The sequence below is a fragment of the Billgrantia kenyensis genome (assembly GCF_013697085.1).
GTDB classification, from domain to species: domain Bacteria; phylum Pseudomonadota; class Gammaproteobacteria; order Pseudomonadales; family Halomonadaceae; genus Halomonas; species Halomonas kenyensis.
Map to the genome: position 1 here is coordinate 43,976 of NZ_JACEFT010000004.1, position 23,503 is coordinate 67,478.

A 23,503-nucleotide genomic window follows, 5' to 3' on the forward strand; every position below is an offset into this window, starting at 1 on the left:
CGATGGCTATCCGGATGCATGCCGCGCTGCGACGCTGCACCTGGCTGCTTGCCCTGGGCTGGCTCACCAGCCTGCCGGCGACGGCAGCTCTGCCGGAGGATCCCTTCCGCTCACCGATGTGGGAGTACAACCTGGCCCGCTATCTGGGGGCGGACGCCGCTGTGCGGCACAGCGACACGGTGGTGATCAAGACGCCGCCCTTTGCCGAGGACGCTACCCAGGTGCCTCTCACCGTCGACCTTTCGGCGTTTCCCCATGAGATAAAGGAGGTGATCACCTGGGTGGACCTCAACCCGGTACCGCACCTCTTCACCCTGCGCCCAGAAGCGGCCGAGATACGCACCGTGGCACTCAACTTCCGCATCCAGCAGGCTTCTACCGTGCGCGCCGCGGTGCGCGACGAGCAGGGGGGCTGGCATGTGGGCAGCGTTCACGTCGAGGCCGCTGGCGGGGGCTGCACCGCGCCCAGCGCTACGGCCAGCAATCCCGACTGGGCGGACAGCTTCGGCCAGGTGCGTGGAGCGCTTTTCTCGCCGGTCGGGGGCGTGACGGGCACCCGCCTCAAGGTCCAGGTCATGCACCCCATGGACTCGGGGATGGTGGGCAACATCCCCCGCTTCAACATCGAGACCCTGGAGCTCAGGCAGACGGCGAACCAGCAGCGTCTCGCCAGCATGGCGCTGTCGGAATCGGCCTCCGAAAACCCGCTGTTCGTCTTCGACCTGGAGCATGACGCCCAGCAATCGGGGATCCTGCTGCTGTTGCGCGACAATGGCGGCAATCTCATCGAAAGCCGGATGGGGATATGAACATGCGCCACCTGTTACTGCTGCTGGGTTCGCTTCTGCTGGGCAGTGGCCCCGGCATGGCCGATGCCTATCGCTACCACCTCGAGCCGCTGGAGATCGCCGAAGGAGTCTGGGTCTTCGAAGGCGTTACCGAGGATTTTTCCCGCGCCAACGGCGGCAATATCGTCAATACCGCCTTCCTCATCACCGAGGAAGGGGTGATCGTGTTCGACACTGGACCTTCACGGCGCTATGGCGAGCAGATGCGCGAGGCAATCGAGACGGTGACTGCCCTGCCCATTACCCATGTCTTTCTCTCTCATCACCATCCCGACCATGTGTTCGGCAACCAGGCCTTCGATGCCGAGATCCTGCATGCACTGGAGGGAACGATTCGGCTTCTTGCCGAGCAGGGCGACGATTTCGCGGACAACCTCTATCGCACACTGGGTGACTGGATGCGCGGCACCGAGGTCGTGTTACCCACGCAAGTCGTGACCCCGGGGAGAGTGACGATCGGCGGCAGGGCGATCGAACTGCTCGCCATGAGCGGTCACTCGGGGGCCGACCTGGTGCTGTTCGACCACTCCTCCGGTGTGCTGCTGGCGGCCGACATGGTGTTCTACCAACGCGCGCCGACTACCCCGCACTCCCCGGGAATCGACGTCTGGCGCGAGGAGCTGCGAGAGCTCGAGGCCCTCGATTTTCGCTACCTGGTGCCCGGTCACGGTCCGGTGGTCAGCGATCGCGCTCCATTTGCGCAAATGCAGGATTACCTTGCCTGGCTGGATGACACTCTGCGCAGTTCCGCCGCCGCCGGCATGACCGCAAGCGAGGTCATGGTGCTGCCGATTCCCCCGCGCTTCGACGAGATTGCCGTGGCGCGCCACGAGCTGATGAGAAGCGTCGTGCACCTCTACGGCGCCTATGAGCTGGAGGCCATGGCCCTGATTTCCGAGGGAGGATGACCTCGCTGAGCATCCTCTTTTCCTCTTGATGAATGTCGCGTATGGCTGTTGCCACTCCCCTGAATGGAACCATTTAAGGGAGTGGCTTTTTTCATTATCAGGCTATCGGCAAGTGCGGGTAGTACGACCAAGTGAGGAGTTCATGTCGTCCCTGTTGGCCATGGTTGGCCAGAGGGTAATGGCACACATTGAGTCGTGAAGCGCCTGGCATGATTGGCGCTGGAGTCGAATAACAATCCTGTTGACACACTGCCCCTCCGGAGAGCGTCATGACCCAGTCACTTCCCATCGGCAAGCTGTCCCGTCCGTTAGCATTGACGGCCCTAGCTCTGGCCATTTCCGTCCATGCTCACGCCGTCACCTTCGATGACATGCTCAATGACCACCTTACCACCGACCAGGTGGTCACCAACGGCATGGGCCTGCACGGCCAGCGCTACAGCCCGCTGACGACACTCAATACCGACAACGTCCATCAGCTCAGGCCGGTATGGGCCTTCTCCTTCGGCGGCGAAAAACAGCGCGGCCAGGAGTCCCAGCCGTTGGTCAAGGATGGCGTGATGTACGTCACGGGCTCCTACTCGCGCATGTGGGCAGTGGATGCCTATACCGGCGAACAGATCTGGCAGTACGAGGCGCGGCTGCCGGATGGGATCATGCCCTGCTGCGACGTGATCAATCGCGGCGCCGCTATCTATGGCGACAAGGTCTACTTCGGCACTCTGGATGCGCGCCTGGTGGCGCTGGACCGCGAAACCGGTCGGGTCCAGTGGATCAAGCGGGTGGCCGACTACCAGGAGGGGCATGCCATCACCTCGGCGCCGATCATCATCGATGGCAAGCTGATCACCGGGGTGGCCGGCGGTGAGTTCGGGGTGGTGGGCACGGTTTTTGCCTTCGATGCCGAAACCGGCGACGAGCTCTGGACCCGGCCAGTGATCGAGGGCCACATGGGCTACGTCTACGAGAACGGTGAGGCGGTCGAGCACGGCATCACCGGCGGCGAGGCTGGCCTGACCTGGCCCGGCGACATGTGGCAGCAGGGCGGCGGGGCACCCTGGTTGGGCGGCTTCTACGACGTGGATACCCACAGCCTGCTGATCGGTACCGGCAACCCGGCGCCCTGGAACTCCCACCTGCGCCCCGGTGACAACCTCTACAGCTCATCGCGGTTGGCCATCGATCCCGACGACGGCAGCATCAAGTGGCACTTCCAGGCCACCCCCAACGACGGCTGGGATTACGACGGCGTAAACGAGGTGATCTCCTTCGACTATGAGGAAAACGGCAGCGTGATCAAGGCTGCTGCCACGGCGGATCGCAACGGTTTCTTCTATGTGTTGAATCGCGAGAACGGCGAGTTCATCCGCGGCTTCCCCTTCGCCGACAAGATCACCTGGGCCGATGGCCTGGACGAGAACGGCCGGCCTCTCTTCAATCCCGAGGGGCGCCCGGGCAATCCGGCCGACACCGAAGGCGAGCGCGGTGAGGCAGTGGCGGCCTATCCCGCCTTCCTGGGCGCCAAGAACTGGAACCCTATGGCCTACAGCCAGGACACCGGGCTTTTCTACATCCCTTCCAACGAGTGGATGATGGATATCTGGAACGAGCCGGTTTCCTATCGCAAGGGCGCGGCCTACCTGGGCGCGGGCTTCACCATCCGGCCTGCCAACGACGACTACATCGGCGTGCTGCGGGCGGTCGACCCGCTGACAGGTGAGGAAGTGTGGCGTCACGAGAACCGCGCACCGCTGTGGGGTGGTGTGATGTCCACTGCCGGCAACCTGATCTTCACCGGTACGCCGGAGGGCTACCTCAAGGCGTTCGATGCCACCACCGGCGAGGAGCTGTGGGGCTTCAATACCGGCTCCGGCGTGGTGGCCACGCCGATCACCTGGGAGATGGATGGCGAGCAGTACGTCTCCGTGGTATCCGGTTGGGGCGGCGCGGTCCCGCTGTGGGGTGGCGAAGTCGCCGAAGTGATCAAGGACTTCAACCAGGGTGGCATGCTGTGGACCTTCAAGCTGCCGCGTGAGTATGCGCAATAAACCTGACGTCGTGAGCCTGCCGGGCCCAAAGCGGGCTCGGCAGGCAACTACTACCAAAGGCCCTGTTCTCTCTCCTCCAAGGAAGGATGGGGCGTTCGCTCAAAGGGTATCTACACTGGCTTCAAGACTGACAGCTTCGCAGGGCGGTCGAGATACCTCGAGTTGTATGCAGTTTCATTCCACGATGCTTGGTAACAACAACATCATCAGGAGCTAACACCATGATCTACGCCAATCCCGGTCAGTCCGGTTCCGTCATTACCTTCGAACAGCGCTACGGCAACTACATCGGCGGCGAGTTCGTCCCGCCGGTCAAGGGTCAGTACTTCGACAACGTCAGCCCGGTCAACGGCGAGGTGTTCTGCCAGATCCCGCGCTCCACCGCCGAGGACATCGACAAGGCGCTGGACGCCGCCCATGCCGCCGCTCCCGCCTGGGGCAAGACCTCCGCCGCCGAGCGCAGCAACATCCTGCTCAAGATGGCCGACCGTATCGAGCAGAACCTGGAGAAGCTCGCCGTCGCCGAAACCTGGGACAACGGCAAGGCGGTGCGCGAGACGCTGAACGCCGACCTGCCACTTGCCGTGGACCACTTCCGCTACTTCGCCGGCTGCATCCGTGCCCAGGAGGGCACCGCCGCCGACATCGACGCCAACACCGTCTCCTATCACTTCCACGAGCCGCTGGGCGTGGTGGGGCAGATCATTCCGTGGAACTTCCCGCTGCTGATGGCGGTGTGGAAGCTGGCCCCGGCCCTGGCCGCCGGCAACTGCGTGGTGCTCAAGCCCGCTGAGCAGACCCCGGCCTCGGTGCTCGAGCTGATGAAGCTGGTCGGCGACCTGCTGCCGCCGGGCGTGGTCAACGTGGTCAACGGCTATGGCGCCGAAGCGGGCCAGGCGCTGGCCACCAGCCAGCGCATCGCCAAGATCGCCTTCACCGGCTCCACCCCGGTGGGCGCGCACATCCTCAAGTGTGCCGCCGACAACATCATCCCCTCCACCGTGGAGCTGGGCGGCAAGTCGCCCAACATCTACTTCGCCGACATCCTGCAGGCCGAGCCGGAGTTCATCGAAAAGGCCGCCGAGGGCCTGGTGCTTGCGTTCTTCAACCAGGGCGAGGTGTGCACCTGCCCGTCGCGGGCGCTGATCCAGGAATCCATGTACGACGAGTTCATGGCCAAGGTCATGGAGCGGGTGCAGACGATCAAGCGCGGCAATCCTCTGGATACCGACGTCCAGGTCGGTGCCCAGGCCTCCCAGGAGCAGTTCGACAAGATTATGTCCTACATGGACATCGCCCGCGAGGAGGGCGCCGAGTTCCTCACCGGCGGCGACAAGGAGAGCTTCGATCCGGCCTACGAAAAGGGCTACTACATCCAGCCGACCCTGCTCAAGGGCAACAACAGCATGCGCGTGTTCCAGGAGGAGATCTTCGGCCCGGTGGTGGCGGTGACCACCTTCAAGGACGAGGCTGAGGCCCTGGCCATTGCCAACGACACCGAGTTCGGCCTCGGCGCCGGGGTGTGGAGCCGCGACATCAACGTCGCCTTCCGCATGGGCCGCGGTATCCAGGCCGGCCGTGTATGGACCAACTGCTACCACCAGTACCCGGCCCACGCCGCCTTCGGTGGCTACAAGAAGTCCGGCGTCGGCCGCGAGACACACAAGGTCGCGCTCGAGCACTACCAGCAGACCAAGAACCTGCTGGTGAGCTACGACATCAACCCGCTCGGCTTCTTCTGAGCCTCCAGGCTGTGAACCACGCCGCCCGGCCCTGCCGGGCGGCGTCCTTCCTCTTTCGAGAGTGGCCCACCACTCCAGGCCCTGGCGATTTCGTTGGTTCCGTCGCTCGGCAGCTGCCGTTCGACACGACAGGAGAGATAAGGAGAGCAAGGCTATGGATAACACGATGAGAGCCGCCGTGGTGCGCAAGTTCGGCGAACCGCTGGCGATCGAGGAGGTAGAGGTGCCGCGCCCCGGCCCTGGCGAGGTGCTGGTCAAGATCGCTGCCTCCGGCGTATGTCATACCGATCTGCACGCCGCCCACGGCGACTGGCCGGTCAAGCCCAACCCCCCTTTCATCCCCGGCCACGAAGGCGTGGGCCACGTGGCCGCCATCGGTGCCGGGGTCAAGCACCTCAAGGAGGGGGACCGCATCGGTGTGCCCTGGCTGCACTCCGCCTGCGGCCACTGCGAGCACTGCCTGGGGGGGTGGGAAACTCTGTGCGAGTCTCAGCAGAACACCGGCTACTCGGTCAATGGCGGCTTCGCCGACTACACCCTGGCGGTGGCGGACTACGCCGGCCACCTGCCGGACAACGTCGGCTTCGTCGAAATCGCCCCGGTGCTGTGTGCCGGCGTCACCGTCTACAAGGGGCTAAAGGTCACTGACACCCGACCCGGGCAGTGGGTAGTGATCTCGGGAGTCGGCGGTCTGGGCCACATGGCGGTGCAGTATGCCAAGGCCATGGGGTTGAACGTGGCTGCCGTCGATATCGACGACGCCAAGCTGGCCCTGGCCGAGCGCCTGGGGGCCAGCGTCACGGTCAATGCGGCCAAGACCGACCCGGTGGCCTATCTCAAGAAGGCCATCGGCGGCGCACACGGTGTGCTGGTCACGGCGGTGTCGCCCAAGGCCTTCGAACAGGCCCAGGGCATGGTACGCCGCGGCGGCACCATCTCGCTCAACGGCTTGCCGCCCGGCGACTTCCCGCTGCCGATCTTCGAGACCGTGCTCAATGGCATCACCGTGCGTGGCTCCATCGTCGGCACTCGTCAGGACCTGCAGGAGTCGCTCGACTTCGCCGGCGAGGGCAAGGTCAAGGCCACGGTGAGCACCGACCACTTGGAGAACATCAACGACGTCTTCCAGCGACTTCACGAAGGCAAGATCGAAGGCCGGGTGGTGCTCGATCTGGCCAGCTGAACAGGAGGCTCTCTCGTCGCCTTGACGGCGACTTTCAGGCGCGACCCCGGTCGCGCCATTTTTTTCTGCGCAATCGGCGCTATTCCTGATAGCGGCGCAGGCGGGTGTACAGATTCTGGCGTGCCAGGCCGCTCATGCGTGCTGCCGCGGACACGTTGCCATCCGCAGCCTCCATGAGCTGCTTGAGCCAACGTGCCTCGAACTGCTGACGTGCTGCTGCATAGTCGAGAGGCATTTCCTGCGGCTTGGCACTGCTTAAGGCAGATACATGGGGCTGCTCGAAAAGGTCCCGCTCCGTGATAGAGCCCAGCGGCTGCAGGGCCACGACCCGCTCGATGACATGGCGCAGCTCGCGCACATTGCCCCGCCAGGGAGCGCGCTCCAGTGCTTCCAGCGCTTCGGGCGTCAGGGGGCCAGTCTGGCGTCCATAGCGCTGATTGAGCTGGTCGAGAAAATAGCTGGCCAGCAGTGGAATATCCGAACGCCTGTCGCGTAGCGGCGGCGTCTCCAGCGTTACCACACTCAGGCGCCACATCAGGTCTTCCCGGAACTGGCCTGCTGCGACGAGCTCCGACAAGGGGCGATTGGTGGCACAGATCAGGCGGAAGTCACCCCGTTGAAGCGCCTGGCTGCCCAGTCGTTTGAAGCTGCGTTCTTCCACGACGCGCAGCAGAGCAGCCTGAAGGCGCGGGCTCATGTCCGCGATTTCGTCCAGGAAAAGCGTGCCCCCGCCCGCAGCCTCGAAGAACCCCGGCGTGGTTCGCTCGGCGCCGGTAAAGGCACCGCGCTCATAGCCGAATAGCGAGCTTTCCAACAGCTCTTCGGTCAGGGCGCCACAGTTGACGGCAACGAACGGCTGCTCGTTGCGCTCGCTTTGGCGATGTAGCTGGCGCGCCACCAGTTCCTTTCCCGTGCCGCTTTCGCCTTCGATCAGCACGGTGGTGTCCAGCGGGGCGACCTGGGCTACCTTCGCCAGCAGGCGCTGGATCGCCGGCGACTGCCCCACCAGCGCCTCGGCGTGGCCTCCCTGGCTGAGCATCTGTCGAAAGGCATCGGCTTCTCTCAGGGCAGCATCATAGGCCAGCGCCCGTCGCAGCGTGGCTTCCAGAGCATCCAGGCTCTCGAAAGGTTTGGCCAGATAGTCGAACAGGCCTTCGCGGATCGTTGACACCGCATCGCGCACATCCACGAAGCCCGTCATCAATACCGCCACCTGACGCGTGCGGCTGACGTCCAGTTCCTTGACGAAGTCCAGTCCATTGCCGTCGGGCAGGCGCTGGTCCACCATCAGCAGGTGATAGCGATGAGCGGCACAGTGTTGCCTTGCCTCGGCGACGCTGGATGCCACGTCGGCCACCAGCCCCTGGCCGGTCACCATCGCTTCGATAAGCTCACAGGTATGTTTGTCGTCATCGACGATCAGTACCCGGCCGGGCATGCCCTACCTCCTTCTGCTCAGAATCGCTTGCGGGTAAGACGAGGCGAAATAGTGCCCCGCCAGCGGTCCCCTGGCCTACCTCCACGACACCGCCGTGCAGGGTGGCGACCGTATGAACGACAGCCAGGCCAAGACCGCTCCCTTCTGCCAGCGTGGTGACAAAAGGCTGGAAGATACGTTCACGGTCTTCAGGGGCAACCCCAGGGCCTTGGTCTTCAACTTCGAGAGTCAGCTTGCCAGGCTGGCCCTCCAGTCTTACATCCACGTGGCCTTCGGGTGGCGAGAATACCTGAGCATTTCGTAGCAGGTTGAATATCGCATGGCGCAATAGAATGGGATCCCCCGCCAGCATCACGGCATCCAGGTCAGGCGTGGCGTGCAGATTGACCGGTGTCCTGTGGCTCTGGCGAACCAGTTGCACCGCCTCCTGGACGATCTGCTCCAGGACCACTGGCTCCACTTCGAAGCGGGAGACGCGACTGAGCTCCAGCAGACGCCGCACGAAGTCTGCACAGTGGCGCCCTGCGCTCTCGATGTCGCGCAGGTAACATGCGACTCGCTCCGGGTCGTCCGCGTACCGCTGCGCTAGCTGTGCCTTGTTGACGACACCGACCAGGGGGCTATTCACCTGATGAGCGATATCCGCCACCATCTTGCCCAGCGCAGACATCTTCTCCAATTGCACCAACCTGCGATGCTCCTCATCCAGGGCGCTCAGCGACGCCAGGGCAGCGCGGTGTCGGCGCAGCAACAGGCCGTGCAGGCCCGTTACCGTGAGGATAAGCAGGAGTCCCACCGTTCCCGCTGTCAACCAGACCAGGCGCTGCCCCCTCGCCAGCATTGCCTTGACGTGGGTCGCGTCCCGATACACCCCCATGGCGGCGACAGGGTCTCCGTTCTCCCCCCAAATGGGGACGTAGAACTCCATGACCAGATCGGTCGCACTCCAGTCGGGTGCCGGTGCACCGGCGAAAGGCCTCAGCACCGGGGCCAGTTCACCACCAAGCGCGGTGCGCAGCGGTGCTTCGCGCCGGGCCTTTCGCCCGATACGGTCAGGTTCACTCGACCATATCAGGCGCAGGTCGTGGCCGAATACGTTGATGCGCAAGATATCTTCAAGTGCCAGCAGGTGCTGTAGCTGACGATCCAGCATCTCCGGTGCCAGCCGGGGGGCGAGGTCGTCAGCGTCTCCCAGCAGCGAGCCCACCAGGTCATGTACCTGCTGGCTTTCTCGTTCGAGGATCGCCGTCTGAAAGAAGCGGCTGGCGACGGTGGCCGAAACGCCAATCAGTGAGCCCACCAGCAGCAGCGTTGCCACCAGGAAGACCACCATTGGCGAACGTCTTGTCATGTCGGGTTCCAGAAAGGGGAGGGACGACAGGGTGCTGACAGCACCCTGTCAGATAGCCTCATCAGTGAGACGTTGCGCGCTCTTGTTCCAACTCTACGGCAAAGTCGGCAATCTCTTCCAATGAGAGGTGAATATCGCGGATGCCGATGGTGCGGCTCTCCACGGCTTCCTTGCCAGGGTGCTCTTCACGGTGGAGCCACTGCCAGGTGGTCTGGCCGGGGTAGTAGACCTGCAGCTCGGTCCAGGCCACCTCCGCCTCGCTGAGGTCGCCATCGACCCGCTGCGCCACGATATCGGCATCCTCGATCCCAAGCCCCAGAGTCTGGGGGTGTGACACCAGGTGCCAGCGAGCGCCAGAGGCATTGGTATGCACGGCAAATGCTGCCTGGTAGACCTCGCCGTCGCTGAGTGTCTTGCTGTCCAGCGGGTTGGGCGCCTCCAGTGAGCGCGTCAGCTGAATGCGCCAGGCTCCCTCCTCGTATTCGCCCGCCGCGCGAATTGCGCCCCGGCTCCCGGAGGGCTCGCGCAGGAAGCGCTGGGGTAGCACATCCCCCTCCTGCCAGTCATGCTCGGGGTCGAAGGGTTGGGCGATCTCTTAGGACAGGTAATACCAGTCATCCTGGCCGTACTCGCGTGCCATCAGGCGGTCGCGCTCCAGGTGGGTGATACCGGTGATCTCCGGATCATACATCCAGGCAGGCTGGCCGGCATCGCTGTCCCAGTTGTCGGTGAAGGGGCCCGTGCCTTCGCTGTTGAGGCGATACTGCAGCACATAATTGTTGTCGGAGTAACCCAGCGGATGGCTGCGATGGGCTCGCCATTGCCAGAGGTCCAGAAACTCGCCTTGCTCGCGCATGGCCTGGATGTCTGCGTCGTCCTTGAGGCGATCCCAGGAGACTTCGTCATCGTCGGCGTCGCGGGTCGTCGGCAGATACTTGCGAATGTCGGAGCGTCCCATCTCTTCGCCAAGGACCGGGTGCGCCTCCACCTCGTCCGAACTGGCGGCATCGCTCAGGGTTCGCATGCCGTCGTGAACCGTCATGTAACCACCGTAGCGACCAAACCCTGCCACCGAGCCGTCATCCAGCAGCATGGAGATGCGGTCCTCGTATAGCCCATGGGGATCCTGACCGAGCGCCCCGCTGCCGTACCTGACCCACTCACCGTCTTCGTAGATCCAGTACTGGTGATACCAGCTGGGGTTGTCCGTGGGAAACTCGTAGCGAATCTGAATCTCCTCATCGTTGTAGACCGCACCGACGCGCAGGGTGGCCAGGCGGTCCTCCGCGTGTGGAATGAAGATATTTTTTTCCTCATCAACCCGTTCCGGTTCGTTGGCATGAAGATGTGCAGCTGCCAGCAGGCCGCTCCCGGCCATGACGGCTATGCTCAGGCGGTGCATCAGGGGAAATATTGTCATTAGTGTGCTCCTTGGTTATCCGTGACGAATGGTCACGCCAAAGGCTTCAGCAACTTCCATGCCATGAGGTTAAAGCTGTATTTTCATAAGCTTGATCAGAATCAAGCGGAGATGAGGTGTCTAGAAGTCGTGACAACTGTCTTTATTTCATTACAGCTATCCGTTAACGTTATTGAGGCGTGCAAAGTTGGTTCTGGTTACTTGGGGTGTCTGCTGTAAACAAGATAATAACTCTTCTGGGAAGTAACTTGTTTCTCATTTCTATATGGTGGTGAATCGGGTGGTAAGTGCACTGGGCGTGTCGCTTTTCTTATTTTATTAAATATGACCTGGGTCATCATTTTTTTGATGATCCAATACCACAATGAAGAGTGCGGGGATTTGCCGTATAACTATCTCAGGAATACGCCATGAACAAATATAAGGGCGCATACCCTTGGGTGGTCATCGCCTTGCCAGCCACGCTGGCATTGACGTGGGCAACTCAGGGCATTGGGGTCATAGAAAATGACCACAGCCGCAATATAGACATTCCAGAAGAATTGACCATGCCGCTTCAGGTCAAGGCGGCCTATGACGGAGAGAATGTATTCTTCCGCTATCGCTGGTCTGCTGAAAATGCCTTCGTTTACCACGATATGCTGCGTTATCAGGACGGCGAGTGGGTTCGCCATGGTGCTTCACCGGTGGGGTCGGATCCTGACAACGCTTATGAGGATCGCGTCTCCATGCTGGTTGATGATGGGAGCGTACCCGAGTTCGGCCGCTACGGTGGCTATATCACCGTGGGCAGCGGCATGCGTTACTTCCCCGATGTGGACGGTGCTGATGAGGTGCGCGAGCACCCCCATCTGGGCGGGGGGCTTGGTAGAAGCGACATCCGCAAGTATCTGCCGGCCACCCGGCACAACGCCGATTGGCGTAGCGTGGTCGATGCGGAGACTCTGGAGGCGCAGCGTGACGCTGGCTATTTTCTCGATCTCTGGCACTGGCGGGCAGGGCGTTCCAATCCACTTGGCGTTGCCGATGACAACTGGGTCGGCGAATACCGCCACAGCGATTCAGGCAGGGGGGCCTTCAGCACCAACTGGGATAGCGATAATGCCCGGCCGAGCTGGATGTTCGACCCGGATGCCGTGGGGATGCATGCCCTAAGCTGGGAAGACATCGCGGCCAACCGCTTCGATTTTGACGGACTCTATTACCTCGCCGAGGATTTTGCCATCGAGTTCGACCCCGACCACGACTGGCAGAATGGTGATGTCATTCCCCGTCGTCTGCTGAGGCAGCCCGAAGGCTCTCGCGCGGCCATTCGTGTACACGGCGATGCCCGCTGGGTCGATGGCTACTGGGACGTGACCTTGGTACGGGCCATGGATACCGGAAGTCCCAGAGATGACAAGATCTTCCGCGAGCAGGGGCGCTATGATCTGGGTATCGCCGTACACCGCAACGCTACCGGAAGTCGCTGGCACTATGTCTCGCTGCCCCATACGCTGGGCTTTGGCCGAGAAGCCGATATCCAGGCGCAACGCTTCTCCGGCAGCGAACCGGACTGGTCAGGAGAATGGACCGATATCACCCTGATTTACCCCGGCCAGGTCAACTGGCCCTTGCTGACCAGTCGGGCTCATGCCGGCTCCAGCGGCATTGCAGCGGGCAAGCCGGTGCGTGCCCACCACAATGAAGAGCAGCTGGCACACTATGGCGTCGAAATGGAGTTTCTCGACCAGATTGTCTCCCAGTGGCGGATGACACTTTTCGGCGGACTGTTTGCTATCGGGGGCATCGGCTTGGCGTTGCTGCCCGCCTTCCCGCGCAAGCGTAAAGGAGACAACTGATGCTCAGCCTTCATCATATTCTCATCCATTTTCCGATCGGCTTATGGCTGCTGGGCACGCTCCTGATCCTGCTCGGCGCGATGACAAACGGGCGACTGGCAGAAAACAGCCGAACCGCGTTACTGCCAGTACTGGTGGTCGGCCTCCTTGGTGCCGTCGTCTCCTTGATCAGCGGTGTGCTGATCTGGCCGATGGAAGCCAACCTGCATAGCCCCATGATCCGCAACCACATCCTCATGGCCCTCTGGACGGTGGCGGTATTCGGCCTGCTGACTCTGCTGGTATGGCGTGCCGGTGCTGCCGCCTTCGAAGGCGCCAGGCGCTGGGTACTGGTGATCCTTTCGCTCTACGGCAGCTTGCTGCTCATGACCACCGGCACGCTGGGGGGCTATCTGGCAGGTGCTGCGAGTCCGTTCTCGAACCTGCTGCGGTGGAACGTCTTTACCACCTATTACTCGCCAACCTGGGTGGTCGCCGTGATGGTGCTGGTGGGCTTGGCCGGCGGCTATCTCTGGTATAGAGGACGCCAGCCAGCTTGAGGCAGAGTGTTAGAAACGACCACGGCTCCACTGGGTGAGGCCGTGGTCGTTGATTGTCACGGCCAAGGGCGAGGTGACAAGGGCTATCCTTCCGAAGTCGCTTTCTCTAGCCCCAACAGCTCGGCTTCGCGTTGACGTCGCAGCCGGATATCCCAGCCCACGGCGGCGGCCAGCAGGACAAAACCGCTCAGCTCCACGAGCATGCTGTAATCGATGAACAGAGCGTAGAGCACGGTCAGTGCAGCGCCAGAGCCCACCAAGGCGGGCCAGGGCGTCTTATGGCGGGGTATCCCCGTGGCCAGCGTAACCAAGGTCAGCAGCACCAGTACGGCAATGGCGCCGGCCCAGAGTCCTTCGTCGAGGGCCAGGTGGACACCCAGCAGCGGTAGCAGGGCGAGCAGTGCCAGGGTGCCGTAGCAGCTCAGCAGGGCCAGCAGGTAGGCCATGACTCCCAGCAGGCCACGGCGATACCACAGCCGCAGCCAGCGTCGCGGATCGAGGCGGCGCCACCAGCGCAGGGGCCAGGCGGGCCGCGCGGCACCACGGCGCATGGCGATCTCGACGGAATGGGCGCCGAAGCTGGAGGCGATCTCGCGGGTCTGGGCACTGGGACTCAAGGCGAAGTAGTCGTGGCTGCCGACCACGCTGACTTCCTCGAAGCCGGCCTCCTCGAACAGCGCCAACAGCTCCTCCTTCACCGTGGCGCCGACCACGCACTCGACCCACAGGCGCGGGTCCTCGTGACAGTCGACCGAGACCGGCCGGTGGATGACCACGTCAGCCAACTGCACGCGTCCGTGAGGCTTGAGCACGCGGAACATCTCGGCCACGGCCCGGCGCTTGTCCGGCACCAGGTTGAGCGCGCCATTGCTGGTGATAGTATCGATACTGGCGTCGGGCAGCGGCAGCTGTTCGGCGGAGCCCTGCACCACGGCCAGCCGGTCGATGGCGTGACGCTCCGCGGCCTGGTTGATTCGGCGGGTCATGGCGGCGGTCAGGTCGAGGGCAATGACCTGGCCCTGGGGGCCCGCAAGCTGACGTGCGATGAAGGCGTCGCCGCCCGCTCCGGCGCCGATGTCCAGTACGCGATCGCCGTGGCGGATGGCCTCGGCGCGAAAGGGGCAGCCGACGCCGGCAAAGGCTTCACTGACCTCGGTGGGCAATTCGGCCAGCCGTTCGGGAGGATAACCCAGGCGACGGCTGGTCTCGGCGCCAACAGGGAAGTGGAAGGGTGAAGCGGGGGTCGTTGCCACGGCGGTGTACATCTGCTGAACCGCGGCCAGGATCTGGGGGCGGGAGTAACCGAGGATGGCCACCATGATTGCCTCCTCCTCACGAGTCTGTGGCGGTGTCGGACTCGTCGAAGCCGTCGAGCAGGGCGCTGATGCGCCGGTGCAACCGTGGTGGGGCCTTTGCCGTTCCAGTGGCCGCTACTCTGGCCCGCAGTCGACGTTCGAATTCGGCACGCGTGAAACAATCACGGCATCGCTGAAGATGCCATTCGATATCCGCCGCTTCCTGCGAATCCAGCTCCCGGTCGAGGTAGTCGAAGAGTCGCTCGATGACCTCCTCGCAGCTCAGCGCCCTGGGGTTCATTCTTGCGCTCCTCCCTCTTTTCCACCGAGCACCACACCCGCTTCTCTGGCCTGGACCCACAGCATTTTCTGCAGCCGTGAGCGTGCCCGGCTCAATCGCGAGCGTACGGTTCCAACCGGAATGCCGAGCAGGCTCGCGACTTCTTCATACGTATAGCCCTGTACCTCGACCAGCACAATCGTCACCCGATAAGCATCGGGCAGGGCGTCCAGCGCCTGTTCGAGGTCCTCCTGCAGCAGGCCGTTGAAGAACTGGTCCTCGAGACTGCCCCACCATAGCAGGAAGGGCTGATGAAGCTGCTGGAAGAGCGTGAAGCTGGCGCTATCGAGCTCGACTGGTTCAAGGGTGTCAGCGTTTCCAGCGTGCGGGCGACTGCGGCGCCGTCGCCATTCACTGATGAAGGTGTTGGTGAGGATATGGAACAGCCAGCCTTCGAAGCGCTCCGGGTCGTGCAGGCGGCCGAGCTGGCTCCAGGCCTTGATCACGGCCTCGGCAACGACATCCTCGGCGTCGGCGGGGTGGCGGGTCAGCCGTAGCGCCGTGCCATACAGACGATCCATCAGCGGTGCCAGGCGCCGTTCGAACCACTCCCGCCGGCTTGCAGCATCGTCGAAGCGCATGCTTGTCACCCTGTCATGCGGGCGTCTGCTGGAAAGCGGTATTTCCGGTGGGCAAGGCAAGAAACCGGCAACCGTCATGGCGAGACCTTCTGAGTCTGGTTCGCTTGCGCCAGTTGGGCAAGCAGGTATCGCCAGGACGCCTCATCCTCGATTTCGGTTCCCGTGGGAACCCTTTTATCGCTCGCTGCGTCCTGGCCCTACGACACCTGGCGGTGTCGATGACAACAATCAATCAGGAGAAGACACCATGAGCGTCACGACACATACAGCGACCCCCGCCGTGGACACGCAGGAACTGGAGGCGCGCGTCAAGGCGATGTATCGCGAGGTGGCCGAAACGCCCCAGGCCGACTTCCATTTCGAGATGGGTCGCCCCCTGGCAGAGCGACTCGGCTACGATCCGCGCGGGCTGGATCGCATCCCGGCGGCAGCCATCGCCTCCTTCGCCGGGGTGGGACACTTCCTCGACCTGGCTGCCATTCAGCCCGGTGAGACGGTCCTCGACCTGGGCAGCGGTTCCGGCATGGACAGCCTGCTGGCGGCCCTGGCGACGGGGCCGGACGGGCAGGTATTGGGGCTCGACATGACCGAAGCCCAGCGCAGGAAAGCCGAACGGCTGGCGCGCGAGGCCGGCTTCGACCAGGTCACGTTCCATGCCGGTTACATCGAGGCGCCGCCCTTTGCCGATGCCAGCGTCGATGTGGTCATCAGTAACGGTGTGATCAACCTCTCCGCAGACAAGCCCAGGGTCTTTGCCGAGGCGGCTCGGGTGCTGCGCCCCGGTGGACGCCTGGCGCTGGCAGATATCGTTACCGAAACGGCACTGCCCGAGAGCGTCTCCTGCAATGCCACGCTTTGGGCCGCCTGTATCGGCGGTGCCCTGCAGCAGGATGCCTACCGTGGAGCCATCGAGGCGGCCGGGCTCCACATCGAGGCCTGGCGCGAGCATCCCGAATACCGCTTCCTGACCGAGTCGGCACGGGGCGCCTGCAAAACCTACGGGGTCAAGAGCATATCCCTGCTGGCGCGCAAGGGGTGATAACCCCGGCTGGCCTCACATGCAATCACAATGAAGGAGAGCCATCATGAAACGCCTCACAGCCACCCTGACTGCTGCCGCTCTGACCCTGACGCTTACTACCGCCTCCGGCGGGCTCTGGGCCGAGCCCTATCATGGCCACGGGCATCTGCTTGGAACGCCCGACGATCTCGAATGGGGCCCGGTAGCCTCCATGGGTGAAGGAGCCGAAATCGCTGTCATCGAAGGCGACCTTTCAGCCGAAGTGCCCTTCACCTTTCGCCTGCGGCTCGAGGACGGCTACGAGATTCGCCCCCACGTGCATCCTGCCTACGAGCGAGTGACGGTGCTCGAGGGAACGCTGCACTTCGCCCATGGCGAGAATTTCGATCGCGAAGCCACCCAGGCGCTGCCCGTGGGCGGCTATGCCATCATGGCGCCGGGTGAGCCCATGTTCGGCTACGCCGAAGGCGAAACGATCTTCCAACTGCACGGGACCGGACCCTGGGGCATCGACTACGTCGACCCGGCGGACGACCCGCGTCAGTGACCGAGGCAGGCGCCGCCCGGCAAACTGTCGTGCGGCGTCTTGCAGCCGTGGCGTGACTCGCTAGCATGGGAACGTATAGTCTTCACCAGGAAGGAAAGGGCCATGTGGCATCAGCAGGAACTGCGCCTGGCGCCGCGCTCACGCGGCTTTCATCTGATCACCGACGAGATCACCGGGGCACTTGCCGAGCTGCGCGAGGTGGGGGTCGGCCTGCTGCACCTGCAGCTGCTGCACACCTCGGCCTCGCTGACCCTCAACGAGAACGCCGACCCCGACGTCCGCCACGACCTCGACGCCTTCCTTCGCGAGCGCATCCCGGGGGACCTGCCCTATTTCCGCCACACTCTGGAAGGGCCGGATGACATGCCGGCCCACGTTTGTGCCAGCCTGCTCGGCACCCAACTGACCCTGGCGGTGCGCGCCGGCCGCTTGGCACTGGGCACCTGGCAGGGCATCTGGCTCGGCGAGCATCGCGACCACGGCGGTGCGCGGCGGCTGATCGCCACGTTGCAGGGCGAGTAACGCGCTTCAAGCGGCCGGCGTGGCCAGCCAGCGCTCGGCCAGCCGGCGGGCCTGTACGGGCTGGCGCACGGCGGCCAGGCGGCCGGCCTGACGCTTGACCCCGGCACGCTTGAGCTTGAGCACCATGCGTGCCGGCATGCCGATGAAGATCAGCCCCACCTGGCGCGTACTCAGCTCCTCGACCAGCGACTGCAGGGCGACGATGGCCGTGGCATCCAGGCTTGGCACGTCGCGCATGTCGAGCATCACCACCCGTACCTCGGGGTCCACCACCCGCAGCGACGATACGGCCTTCTCCGCTGCGCCGAAGAACAGCGGCCCGTCGATATCGTAGAGCGCCACCTGACGGGGCAGGTCGCAGCTCTCCTCGTCGAAGCCCGGTTCCAGGCGGCGCGCATGGGTCAGGTGGGCCATGCGGCGGATGAACAGCGCCGCGGCAAGGCCGATGCCGACCGCCACCGCCAGCACCATGTCGAACACCACCGTGAGCAGGAAGCAGATCACCAGGATGGCGACGTCGCTGCCCGGCGCGCTCTTCAAGGTGTGCAGAAAGTGGCGCGCCTCGCTCATGTTCCAGGCGATGATGAACAGCAGCGCGGCAAGCGCCGCCATCGGCACCAGGGCCAACACACCCGCCAGCGCCACCACCGTCAGCAGCACGACCAGCGCATGAACTACCGCGGCCAGCGGCGAGAAGGCGCCGCTGCGCACGTTGGTGGCCGTGCGTGCCAGCGCTGCGGTGGCGGTAATGCCGCCGAAGAAGGGCGCCGCAATGTTGCCGAGCCCCTGGCCGATCAGTTCGGCATTGGGGTCGTGGCGGGTGCGCGTCAGGCCGTCGGCCACCACCGCGCAGAGCAGCGACTCGATGGCTGCCAGCATGGCGATGGCCAAGGCCGGGCCGAGCAGCTCCCGGATCAGGGCGAAATCCACCGTGAGCGGCAGACCGTCCGGCCCTGGCAGCCGCCAGGGCAGCACCAGGCCGGGGGCGAAGGGCGGAATGCCGCTGCCGCTCTGGCCCTGGTATTCCCAGCTGAAACGCGACGCGATGGTCTCGATTTCCATGCCCCACCAGGTGGCGGCCAGGGCAATCAGCGTGCCTACCGCCAGGCCCACCAGAGGCGCCGGCACCGGCAGCTTCAAGCGTGGCCACAGGATCAGCGTGGCCAGTGTCATCAGGCCGATACCCAGCTCGGCCGGCGCCACTCCCGGCGCGGCGCGTACGATGGCGGCCAGATTGTGCAGCGTACTGTCGCCGAGTTCGACGCCGTGGAGGCCGAGAAAGTCGGGCAGCTGCAGCAGCGCGATCACCACGGCGATACCGGCGGTGAAGCCAAGCACCACCGGATAGGGCACGAACTGGATCAGGTTGCCCAGGCGCGCGAGCCCCAGCGCCACCAGGATCAAGCCCGCCATCAGCGTGGCGATCAGCAGCCCGCCGAGCCCATGACTGGCGACGATGGGGAACAGGATGACCACGAAGGCGGCGGTGGGACCGGAGATATTGAAGCGTGAGCCGCCGGTGAGGGCGATGATGGCACCGGCCACGATGGCGGTATACAGGCCGTGCTGTGGCGGCACACCGGTGGCGATGGCCAGGGCCATGGAGAGTGGCACCGCGACGATACCGATGGTCAGGCCGGCCAGCAGGTCGCGCTTGAGCTCGGCCAGGCCGTAGCCCTCTCGCCAGGCGGCGAGCAGCGCACTGCCGGGCATGGGGAGTCGAAAACCTGGTGTGGGGCGGGAGTGGGCCATGGCGATACCGAGAGAGGTGCAAGGTAACGATAACGTTACTCCTGCATGTTGCGACGCCACAAGGCGGCCAACGTCTAGGCCTTATCCGATCTGCGCTCGCCGACTTTTCCGACGATGCCCTAGGCGTACAAGAAAACGGCGACACCGTGAGGTGTCGCCGTTTTAGGTCCAGCGCGTCGATTATGCCGGGCTGGCGTCCGCCGGCGGTTCGCCTACCGCCCCCGGCATGGCCTGCACGCTACCACCTTGGCCGGCCAGGGCCAGGAAGTGCAGATGGCGCTCGTACTCGGAGAGCACGTCGGCGATCACCTGGCCGCGGGTGAAGCCATTGAGATCCTTCTCCTGGCCACCTTCGGCCAGATAGACGTCGAGGCGCACGTAGTAGTCGTCGTCCGCCGGCAGGAAGCTCGGCGTGCGCATGCGGTGCGGACAGATCTGATAGACGAAGCTGGCCGCATTCTCCAGGTCCACCTGCAGGGTCAGTCGCGGCAGCGATTCGCCCTCGATCTGCTCCTCGCTCACGTTGGCCTCCTGGCCGCGGCTCTCGAGCTCCTGGGCAAACTGGGTCAGCGCCGGACGAATGGCGTGCTCGATGGTAGCGGCGGCCCCGGCACGATTGGAGGTGTCCAGGGCGCGGTCGAGTCGCTCTCGCCAGTCGCCGCCCGGGGCGGTGCCGGCGATGTGACGCCGCGCCTCGGCCTTGCTGCCCTCCAGTTTGAGCGCCCTGTACATGCCGAGCATGATGGCGAAGATCACCAGCGAGAAGGGCAGGGCGGTGATCACCACCGCGCTCTGCAGCGCCGCCAGGCCGCCTGCCATCAGCAGCGCCACGGTCACCAGGCCGATTACCGCCGACCAGAAGATGCGCAGCTTGATCGGAGCGTCATGGTTGACGTCCGACAGGATCGAAGTGAAATTCGCCAGCACCAGCGCACCCGAGTCCGCCGAGGTGATGAAGAACACGATGCCCAGCACGGTCACTACTGCGGCGGTGATGCCGACCCAAGGATAGTACTCGAGCAGCGTGTACATGGTGGTCTGCGGCGTGTTCAGCGCCTGTTCGCCGAGCTCGGCAATGCCCTGATTGGCGACCAGCTCGATGCCGCTGTTACCGAACACCGACATCCACACCATCATGAAGGCCAGCGGAATGCCCAGCGCACCGGCGACGAACTGGCGGATGGTGCGCCCGCGGGAGATGCGTGCCAGGAACAGGCCGACGAAGGGTGTCCAGGCGATCCACCAGCCCCAGAAGAAAATGGTCCACCACATTTTCCACTCGTTGGCTTCTTCACCGGCGAAGGCATAGGTGTTGAAGCTCATGGCGACGAAGCTGGAGAGGTAGTCGCCGGCGTTGTTCACCGCCATGTCGAGCAGTTGCAGGGTATGGCCCTGGAACAGCACGAACAGCAGCAGGGCGAGTGCCAGCAGCATGTTGAACTCCGACAGCCGGCGGATGCCCTTCTCCACGCCGCTGACCACCGAGATGGTGGCCAGAACCACGACCAGGGCGATCAGAATGACCTGCACCGACAGGCTCTCGGGCACGTCGAACATGTAGGCCAGGCCGTAGTTGAGCTGCATCACGCCGATGCCGAGACTGGTGGCGATGCCGAACACGGTGGAGATCACCGCGGTAATGTCCACGGCGTTGCCGATGGGGCCATGGATGCGCTTGCCCAGCAGCGGGTAGAGCGCGCTGCGGATGGCCAGCGGCAGGCGGTGGCGGTAGCTGAAGTAGGCCAGCGCCATGCCCATCAGCACGTAGAGCCCCCAGCCGGAGAGTCCCCAGTGCATGAAGGTCTGGACCACTGCGGCACGCATCGCCTCCTGGCTTTCGGGTGTCGCTTCCGGCGGCATCAGGTAGTGGGCCACCGGTTCGGCGACGCTGAAGAACAAGAGGTCGATGCCGATGCCGGCGGCGAACAGCATGGCTGCCCAGGAGAGCGTCGAGAACTCCGGCCGGGAGTGATCCGGGCCGAGGCGTATGCTGCCGAAACGCGACAGGCCGATGGCGATGACGAAGACGAGATAGATCAGCACCGCCAGCATGTAGTACCAGCCGAAGGTCTCGCTGACCCAGGCCAGGCCGGCGTCGAAGAAGGCCCCCGCCTGTTCGGTGAAAGTCATGGTGAGAACGAGAAAGACCAGTATTCCGGCCACCGAGCCGTGGAAAACCACGGTGTTCAGCCGGTCGCGTCGCTCGTTCAAGGGTAGGTTCTGCGCCATGCAGGCGAACTCCTTTCCGAGTGAATGAACCTTCCCGCCGATTCCTTGCCGAGACGCGCTCTGGATTGTTCCTCACAATCGAAAGCACGCCTGATGATTACCCCATGTTTCAGGCCTGACGCTCCCGTCGAGTCACGCAGGTCCGAAGATTTCCGACGGCTTCAGGAGAGGCGGAACAGGGCTGACGACTTCATGGCGGGAAGTCGCTCTTTTTTGAATGAACGTTCAAATAAAATACTGGCTTTTCCTGTTGCCTTCAACCCTGCGTCAACAGGCTCGCGTCATGTCACGCACTGCTGTGACATCGTCGGCGCACGCTCCGGCTACGCCAAGGCGGTACCTCGAAACGCATCGGGCCCGGTACATGACCGGGCCCGATAGCGCTGAGTGGGAGGGATTCAGTTATTGCGACGCTCGCCGCCGCGCTTGCCATATCCCATGCCCTTGCCGCTGCGCATGACACCCTGCATCTCGGCAATCTGCTCGTCGCTGAGCAGCTCGCCGAGTGCTTCCTTGTGCTCATCGCGCAGGCCCTGCCACGCCTCGCGGCGCTCCTCGCGGGAGTCGAAGGACTGGCCGCGCAGCTCCTGCATGTCGGCATAGAGGGATTCACGCAGCTCGGTCAGCTCTTCACGCTCCTCGTCGGAGAGATCCCAGCTGTCGACCAGCGCGGTCAGGCGCTGCTGCAGGCTCTGGTGGCGCTCCTTGCCGCGCTCGGCGCGATATTCCTGGCGCATCTCGCGCTTGGCTTCGCGCAGGGCTTCACGCTGCTCTTCGTCGAGGATCTCGTCCATGCGGTCGCGGTGCTGCTCGTGCAGCTCGCGCAGTGCCTGCATGTGCTCGCTGTGAAGCTCTTCCAGCTCGCTGCGGGTCTCGTCGTCGAGGCCGGCGCGCTCGAAGATGGCCTGGCGGCGCTCCTCGAAGCGCTCCTGGCGCTGCTCTTGCCAGCTGTCGCCCTCGGGGGCGGCGATGGCCGACAGCGACATGGGCGCAATGGCCACGGCTAGCAGGGCGGGAAGCAGCAGGTTGCGGGTGGTGGTACGGCGCATCTCGGTCACTCCTTTGCGTTGGGGATGCTGGTAGTGTCGTCTGGCGCTGTGCAATCAACTTGCACAAAACGTGCAATGAGTATGGGTTCAGATACTGCTGAGCGACAAATGAGCCTCTTACTCCTCGGGTTGGTACTTGTAGCCCACCCCATAGACCGAACGAATGATCTCGCGTTCGGGCCAGGCATCGGCGATCTTGCGCCGCAGCTTCTTGACGTGGCTGTCGACGGTACGCTCCGAGACGATGCGATGGTCGCGATACATGCGATCCATCAGCTGGTCGCGGGTGAAGATCCGCCCCGGTGCCAGCATCATCACCTTGAGCAGCTGATACTCCACGGCGGTCAGCCCGAGGTCCTGGCCGTCGGCCAGCGCCCGCCAGCCCTCGTCGTCCAGCATGAGCTGGCTGCCGTTGGCCACCGAGGGGTCGCGCAGTGCCTGGCTGCGGCGCAGTACCGCCTTGACCCGGGCCACCACCTCGCGGGGGCTGAACGGCTTGCAGATGTAGTCGTCGGCGCCGAGCTCCAGCCCCAGCAGGCGATCCACCTCCTCGACCCGGGCGGTGAGCATGATGATGGCCACCGCGGGCCAGCGCTGGCGGATCTCGCGACACAGCGTGAGGCCGTCTATGCCTGGCAGCATCAGGTCGAGCAGCACCAGTGACGGCAGCCGTTCGTCGGCCGCTTGCTGCTGCAGCCAGGGCAGCACCCGGTCGCCATGGTCGATGTGCTGGGTGGCAAAGCCGCTGCCCTCCAGGTAGTCGGCGACCAGGCGGGCGATCTTGGGTTCATCCTCGACGATCAGCAGGGTGTCATGGGGGACTTCGGCGTCGTGCATGGGCACCTATCC

19 protein-coding genes and 1 pseudogene are annotated in these 23,503 nt (G+C 64.0%); 10 read left to right on the forward strand and 10 right to left on the reverse strand.

Annotation, left to right across the window (positions count from 1 at the left end):
* The first annotated feature begins 2 nt into the window (after nucleotides 1-2).
* From H1D44_RS05345 to adhP, 5 genes are all read left to right on the forward strand, one after another.
* Nucleotides 3-809, forward strand: a complete 807-nt coding sequence (locus H1D44_RS05345) for a quinoprotein dehydrogenase-associated SoxYZ-like carrier (RefSeq protein WP_181513806.1) — start codon at nucleotides 3-5, stop codon at nucleotides 807-809.
* A 2-nt stretch (nucleotides 810-811) separates the two neighbouring features.
* Nucleotides 812-1,756: a quinoprotein relay system zinc metallohydrolase 1 gene (locus tag H1D44_RS05350; protein WP_181513807.1), complete on the forward strand. Its 945-nt coding sequence runs from the start codon at nucleotides 812-814 to the stop codon at nucleotides 1,754-1,756.
* A gap of 269 nt (nucleotides 1,757-2,025) precedes the next feature.
* On the forward strand, nucleotides 2,026-3,804 hold the full coding sequence (locus tag H1D44_RS05355) for a PQQ-dependent methanol/ethanol family dehydrogenase (protein WP_181513808.1): 1,779 nt from the start codon (nucleotides 2,026-2,028) through the stop codon (nucleotides 3,802-3,804).
* Between the two features lie 221 nt (nucleotides 3,805-4,025).
* Nucleotides 4,026-5,546 carry an acetaldehyde dehydrogenase ExaC gene (gene exaC / locus H1D44_RS05360; RefSeq protein ID WP_181513809.1) on the forward strand — a complete coding sequence of 507 codons (1,521 nt, stop codon included), beginning with the start codon at nucleotides 4,026-4,028 and terminating at the stop codon, nucleotides 5,544-5,546.
* 154 nt (nucleotides 5,547-5,700) lie between these two features.
* Nucleotides 5,701-6,729 carry an alcohol dehydrogenase AdhP gene (adhP, locus tag H1D44_RS05365; protein WP_181513810.1) on the forward strand — a complete coding sequence of 343 codons (1,029 nt, stop codon included), beginning with the start codon at nucleotides 5,701-5,703 and terminating at the stop codon, nucleotides 6,727-6,729.
* 79 nt (nucleotides 6,730-6,808) lie between these two features.
* Here the strand turns inward: adhP and H1D44_RS05370 are convergent, their stop codons facing one another.
* The 3 genes and pseudogenes from H1D44_RS05370 to H1D44_RS20955 form a co-directional block, all read right to left on the reverse strand.
* Nucleotides 6,809-8,167, reverse strand: a complete 1,359-nt coding sequence (locus H1D44_RS05370) for a sigma-54-dependent transcriptional regulator (RefSeq protein WP_181513811.1) — start codon at nucleotides 8,165-8,167, stop codon at nucleotides 6,809-6,811.
* Complete coding sequence (locus tag H1D44_RS05375) at nucleotides 8,139-9,518, reverse strand: sensor histidine kinase (protein WP_181513812.1); 1,380 nt, start codon at nucleotides 9,516-9,518, stop codon at nucleotides 8,139-8,141. The genes H1D44_RS05370 and H1D44_RS05375 overlap by 29 nt, the downstream gene beginning before the upstream one ends.
* A gap of 61 nt (nucleotides 9,519-9,579) precedes the next feature.
* A pseudogene (locus H1D44_RS20955) lies at nucleotides 9,580-10,938 on the reverse strand (ethylbenzene dehydrogenase-related protein).
* Between the two features lie 410 nt (nucleotides 10,939-11,348).
* Between H1D44_RS20955 and H1D44_RS05385 the strand changes: the two are divergent.
* On the forward strand, nucleotides 11,349-12,779 hold the full coding sequence (locus H1D44_RS05385; protein WP_181513813.1) for an ethylbenzene dehydrogenase-related protein: 1,431 nt from the start codon (nucleotides 11,349-11,351) through the stop codon (nucleotides 12,777-12,779).
* Entirely contained in the window at nucleotides 12,779-13,318 is a 540-nt protein-coding gene (locus H1D44_RS05390; protein ID WP_181513814.1) for a DUF2231 domain-containing protein, read from the forward strand. Before H1D44_RS05385 ends, H1D44_RS05390 begins: the two co-directional genes overlap by 1 nt.
* A gap of 83 nt (nucleotides 13,319-13,401) precedes the next feature.
* Here the strand turns inward: H1D44_RS05390 and H1D44_RS05395 are convergent, their stop codons facing one another.
* From H1D44_RS05395 to H1D44_RS05405, 3 genes are read right to left on the reverse strand one after another with little or no spacing between them, the layout of a single operon-like run.
* Nucleotides 13,402-14,637 carry a MerC family mercury resistance protein gene (locus H1D44_RS05395; protein WP_181513815.1) on the reverse strand — a complete coding sequence of 412 codons (1,236 nt, stop codon included), beginning with the start codon at nucleotides 14,635-14,637 and terminating at the stop codon, nucleotides 13,402-13,404.
* Between the two features lie 13 nt (nucleotides 14,638-14,650).
* Nucleotides 14,651-14,914 carry an anti-sigma factor family protein gene (locus tag H1D44_RS05400; RefSeq protein WP_181513816.1) on the reverse strand — a complete coding sequence of 88 codons (264 nt, stop codon included), beginning with the start codon at nucleotides 14,912-14,914 and terminating at the stop codon, nucleotides 14,651-14,653.
* Nucleotides 14,911-15,534, reverse strand: coding sequence for a sigma-70 family RNA polymerase sigma factor (locus tag H1D44_RS05405; protein ID WP_220127994.1), 624 nt, complete (start codon nucleotides 15,532-15,534; stop codon nucleotides 14,911-14,913). Before H1D44_RS05405 ends, H1D44_RS05400 begins: the two co-directional genes overlap by 4 nt.
* 247 nt (nucleotides 15,535-15,781) lie before the next feature.
* Between H1D44_RS05405 and H1D44_RS05410 the strand changes: the two genes are divergently transcribed.
* The 3 genes from H1D44_RS05410 to H1D44_RS05420 all read left to right on the forward strand — a co-directional run bounded on the left by H1D44_RS05410 (nucleotide 15,782) and on the right by H1D44_RS05420 (nucleotide 17,624).
* Nucleotides 15,782-16,573 (forward strand): methyltransferase domain-containing protein, encoded by a 792-nt coding sequence (locus H1D44_RS05410; protein ID WP_181513817.1) that lies wholly within the window; start codon nucleotides 15,782-15,784, stop codon nucleotides 16,571-16,573.
* A 46-nt stretch (nucleotides 16,574-16,619) separates the two neighbouring features.
* The gene (locus tag H1D44_RS05415) at nucleotides 16,620-17,102 is read left to right on the forward strand and encodes a cupin domain-containing protein (RefSeq protein WP_181513818.1); all 483 of its coding nucleotides are present in this window, start codon (nucleotides 16,620-16,622) and stop codon (nucleotides 17,100-17,102) included.
* Nucleotides 17,103-17,204: 102 nt separating this feature from the next.
* Complete coding sequence (locus H1D44_RS05420; protein WP_181513819.1) at nucleotides 17,205-17,624, forward strand: secondary thiamine-phosphate synthase enzyme YjbQ; 420 nt, start codon at nucleotides 17,205-17,207, stop codon at nucleotides 17,622-17,624.
* Between the two features lie 6 nt (nucleotides 17,625-17,630).
* Here the strand turns inward: H1D44_RS05420 and dauA are convergent, their stop codons facing one another.
* From dauA to H1D44_RS05440, 4 genes are all read right to left on the reverse strand, one after another.
* Nucleotides 17,631-19,376 (reverse strand): C4-dicarboxylic acid transporter DauA, encoded by a 1,746-nt coding sequence (gene dauA / locus H1D44_RS05425; RefSeq protein WP_181513820.1) that lies wholly within the window; start codon nucleotides 19,374-19,376, stop codon nucleotides 17,631-17,633.
* 180 nt (nucleotides 19,377-19,556) lie between these two features.
* Complete coding sequence (gene betT / locus H1D44_RS05430) at nucleotides 19,557-21,605, reverse strand: choline BCCT transporter BetT (RefSeq protein ID WP_181513821.1); 2,049 nt, start codon at nucleotides 21,603-21,605, stop codon at nucleotides 19,557-19,559.
* Between the two features lie 398 nt (nucleotides 21,606-22,003).
* Entirely contained in the window at nucleotides 22,004-22,654 is a 651-nt protein-coding gene (locus H1D44_RS05435; RefSeq protein WP_181513822.1) for a hypothetical protein, read from the reverse strand.
* A 117-nt stretch (nucleotides 22,655-22,771) separates the two neighbouring features.
* Complete coding sequence (locus H1D44_RS05440; protein ID WP_181513823.1) at nucleotides 22,772-23,491, reverse strand: response regulator; 720 nt, start codon at nucleotides 23,489-23,491, stop codon at nucleotides 22,772-22,774.
* Between the last annotated feature and the right edge of the window lie 12 nt (nucleotides 23,492-23,503).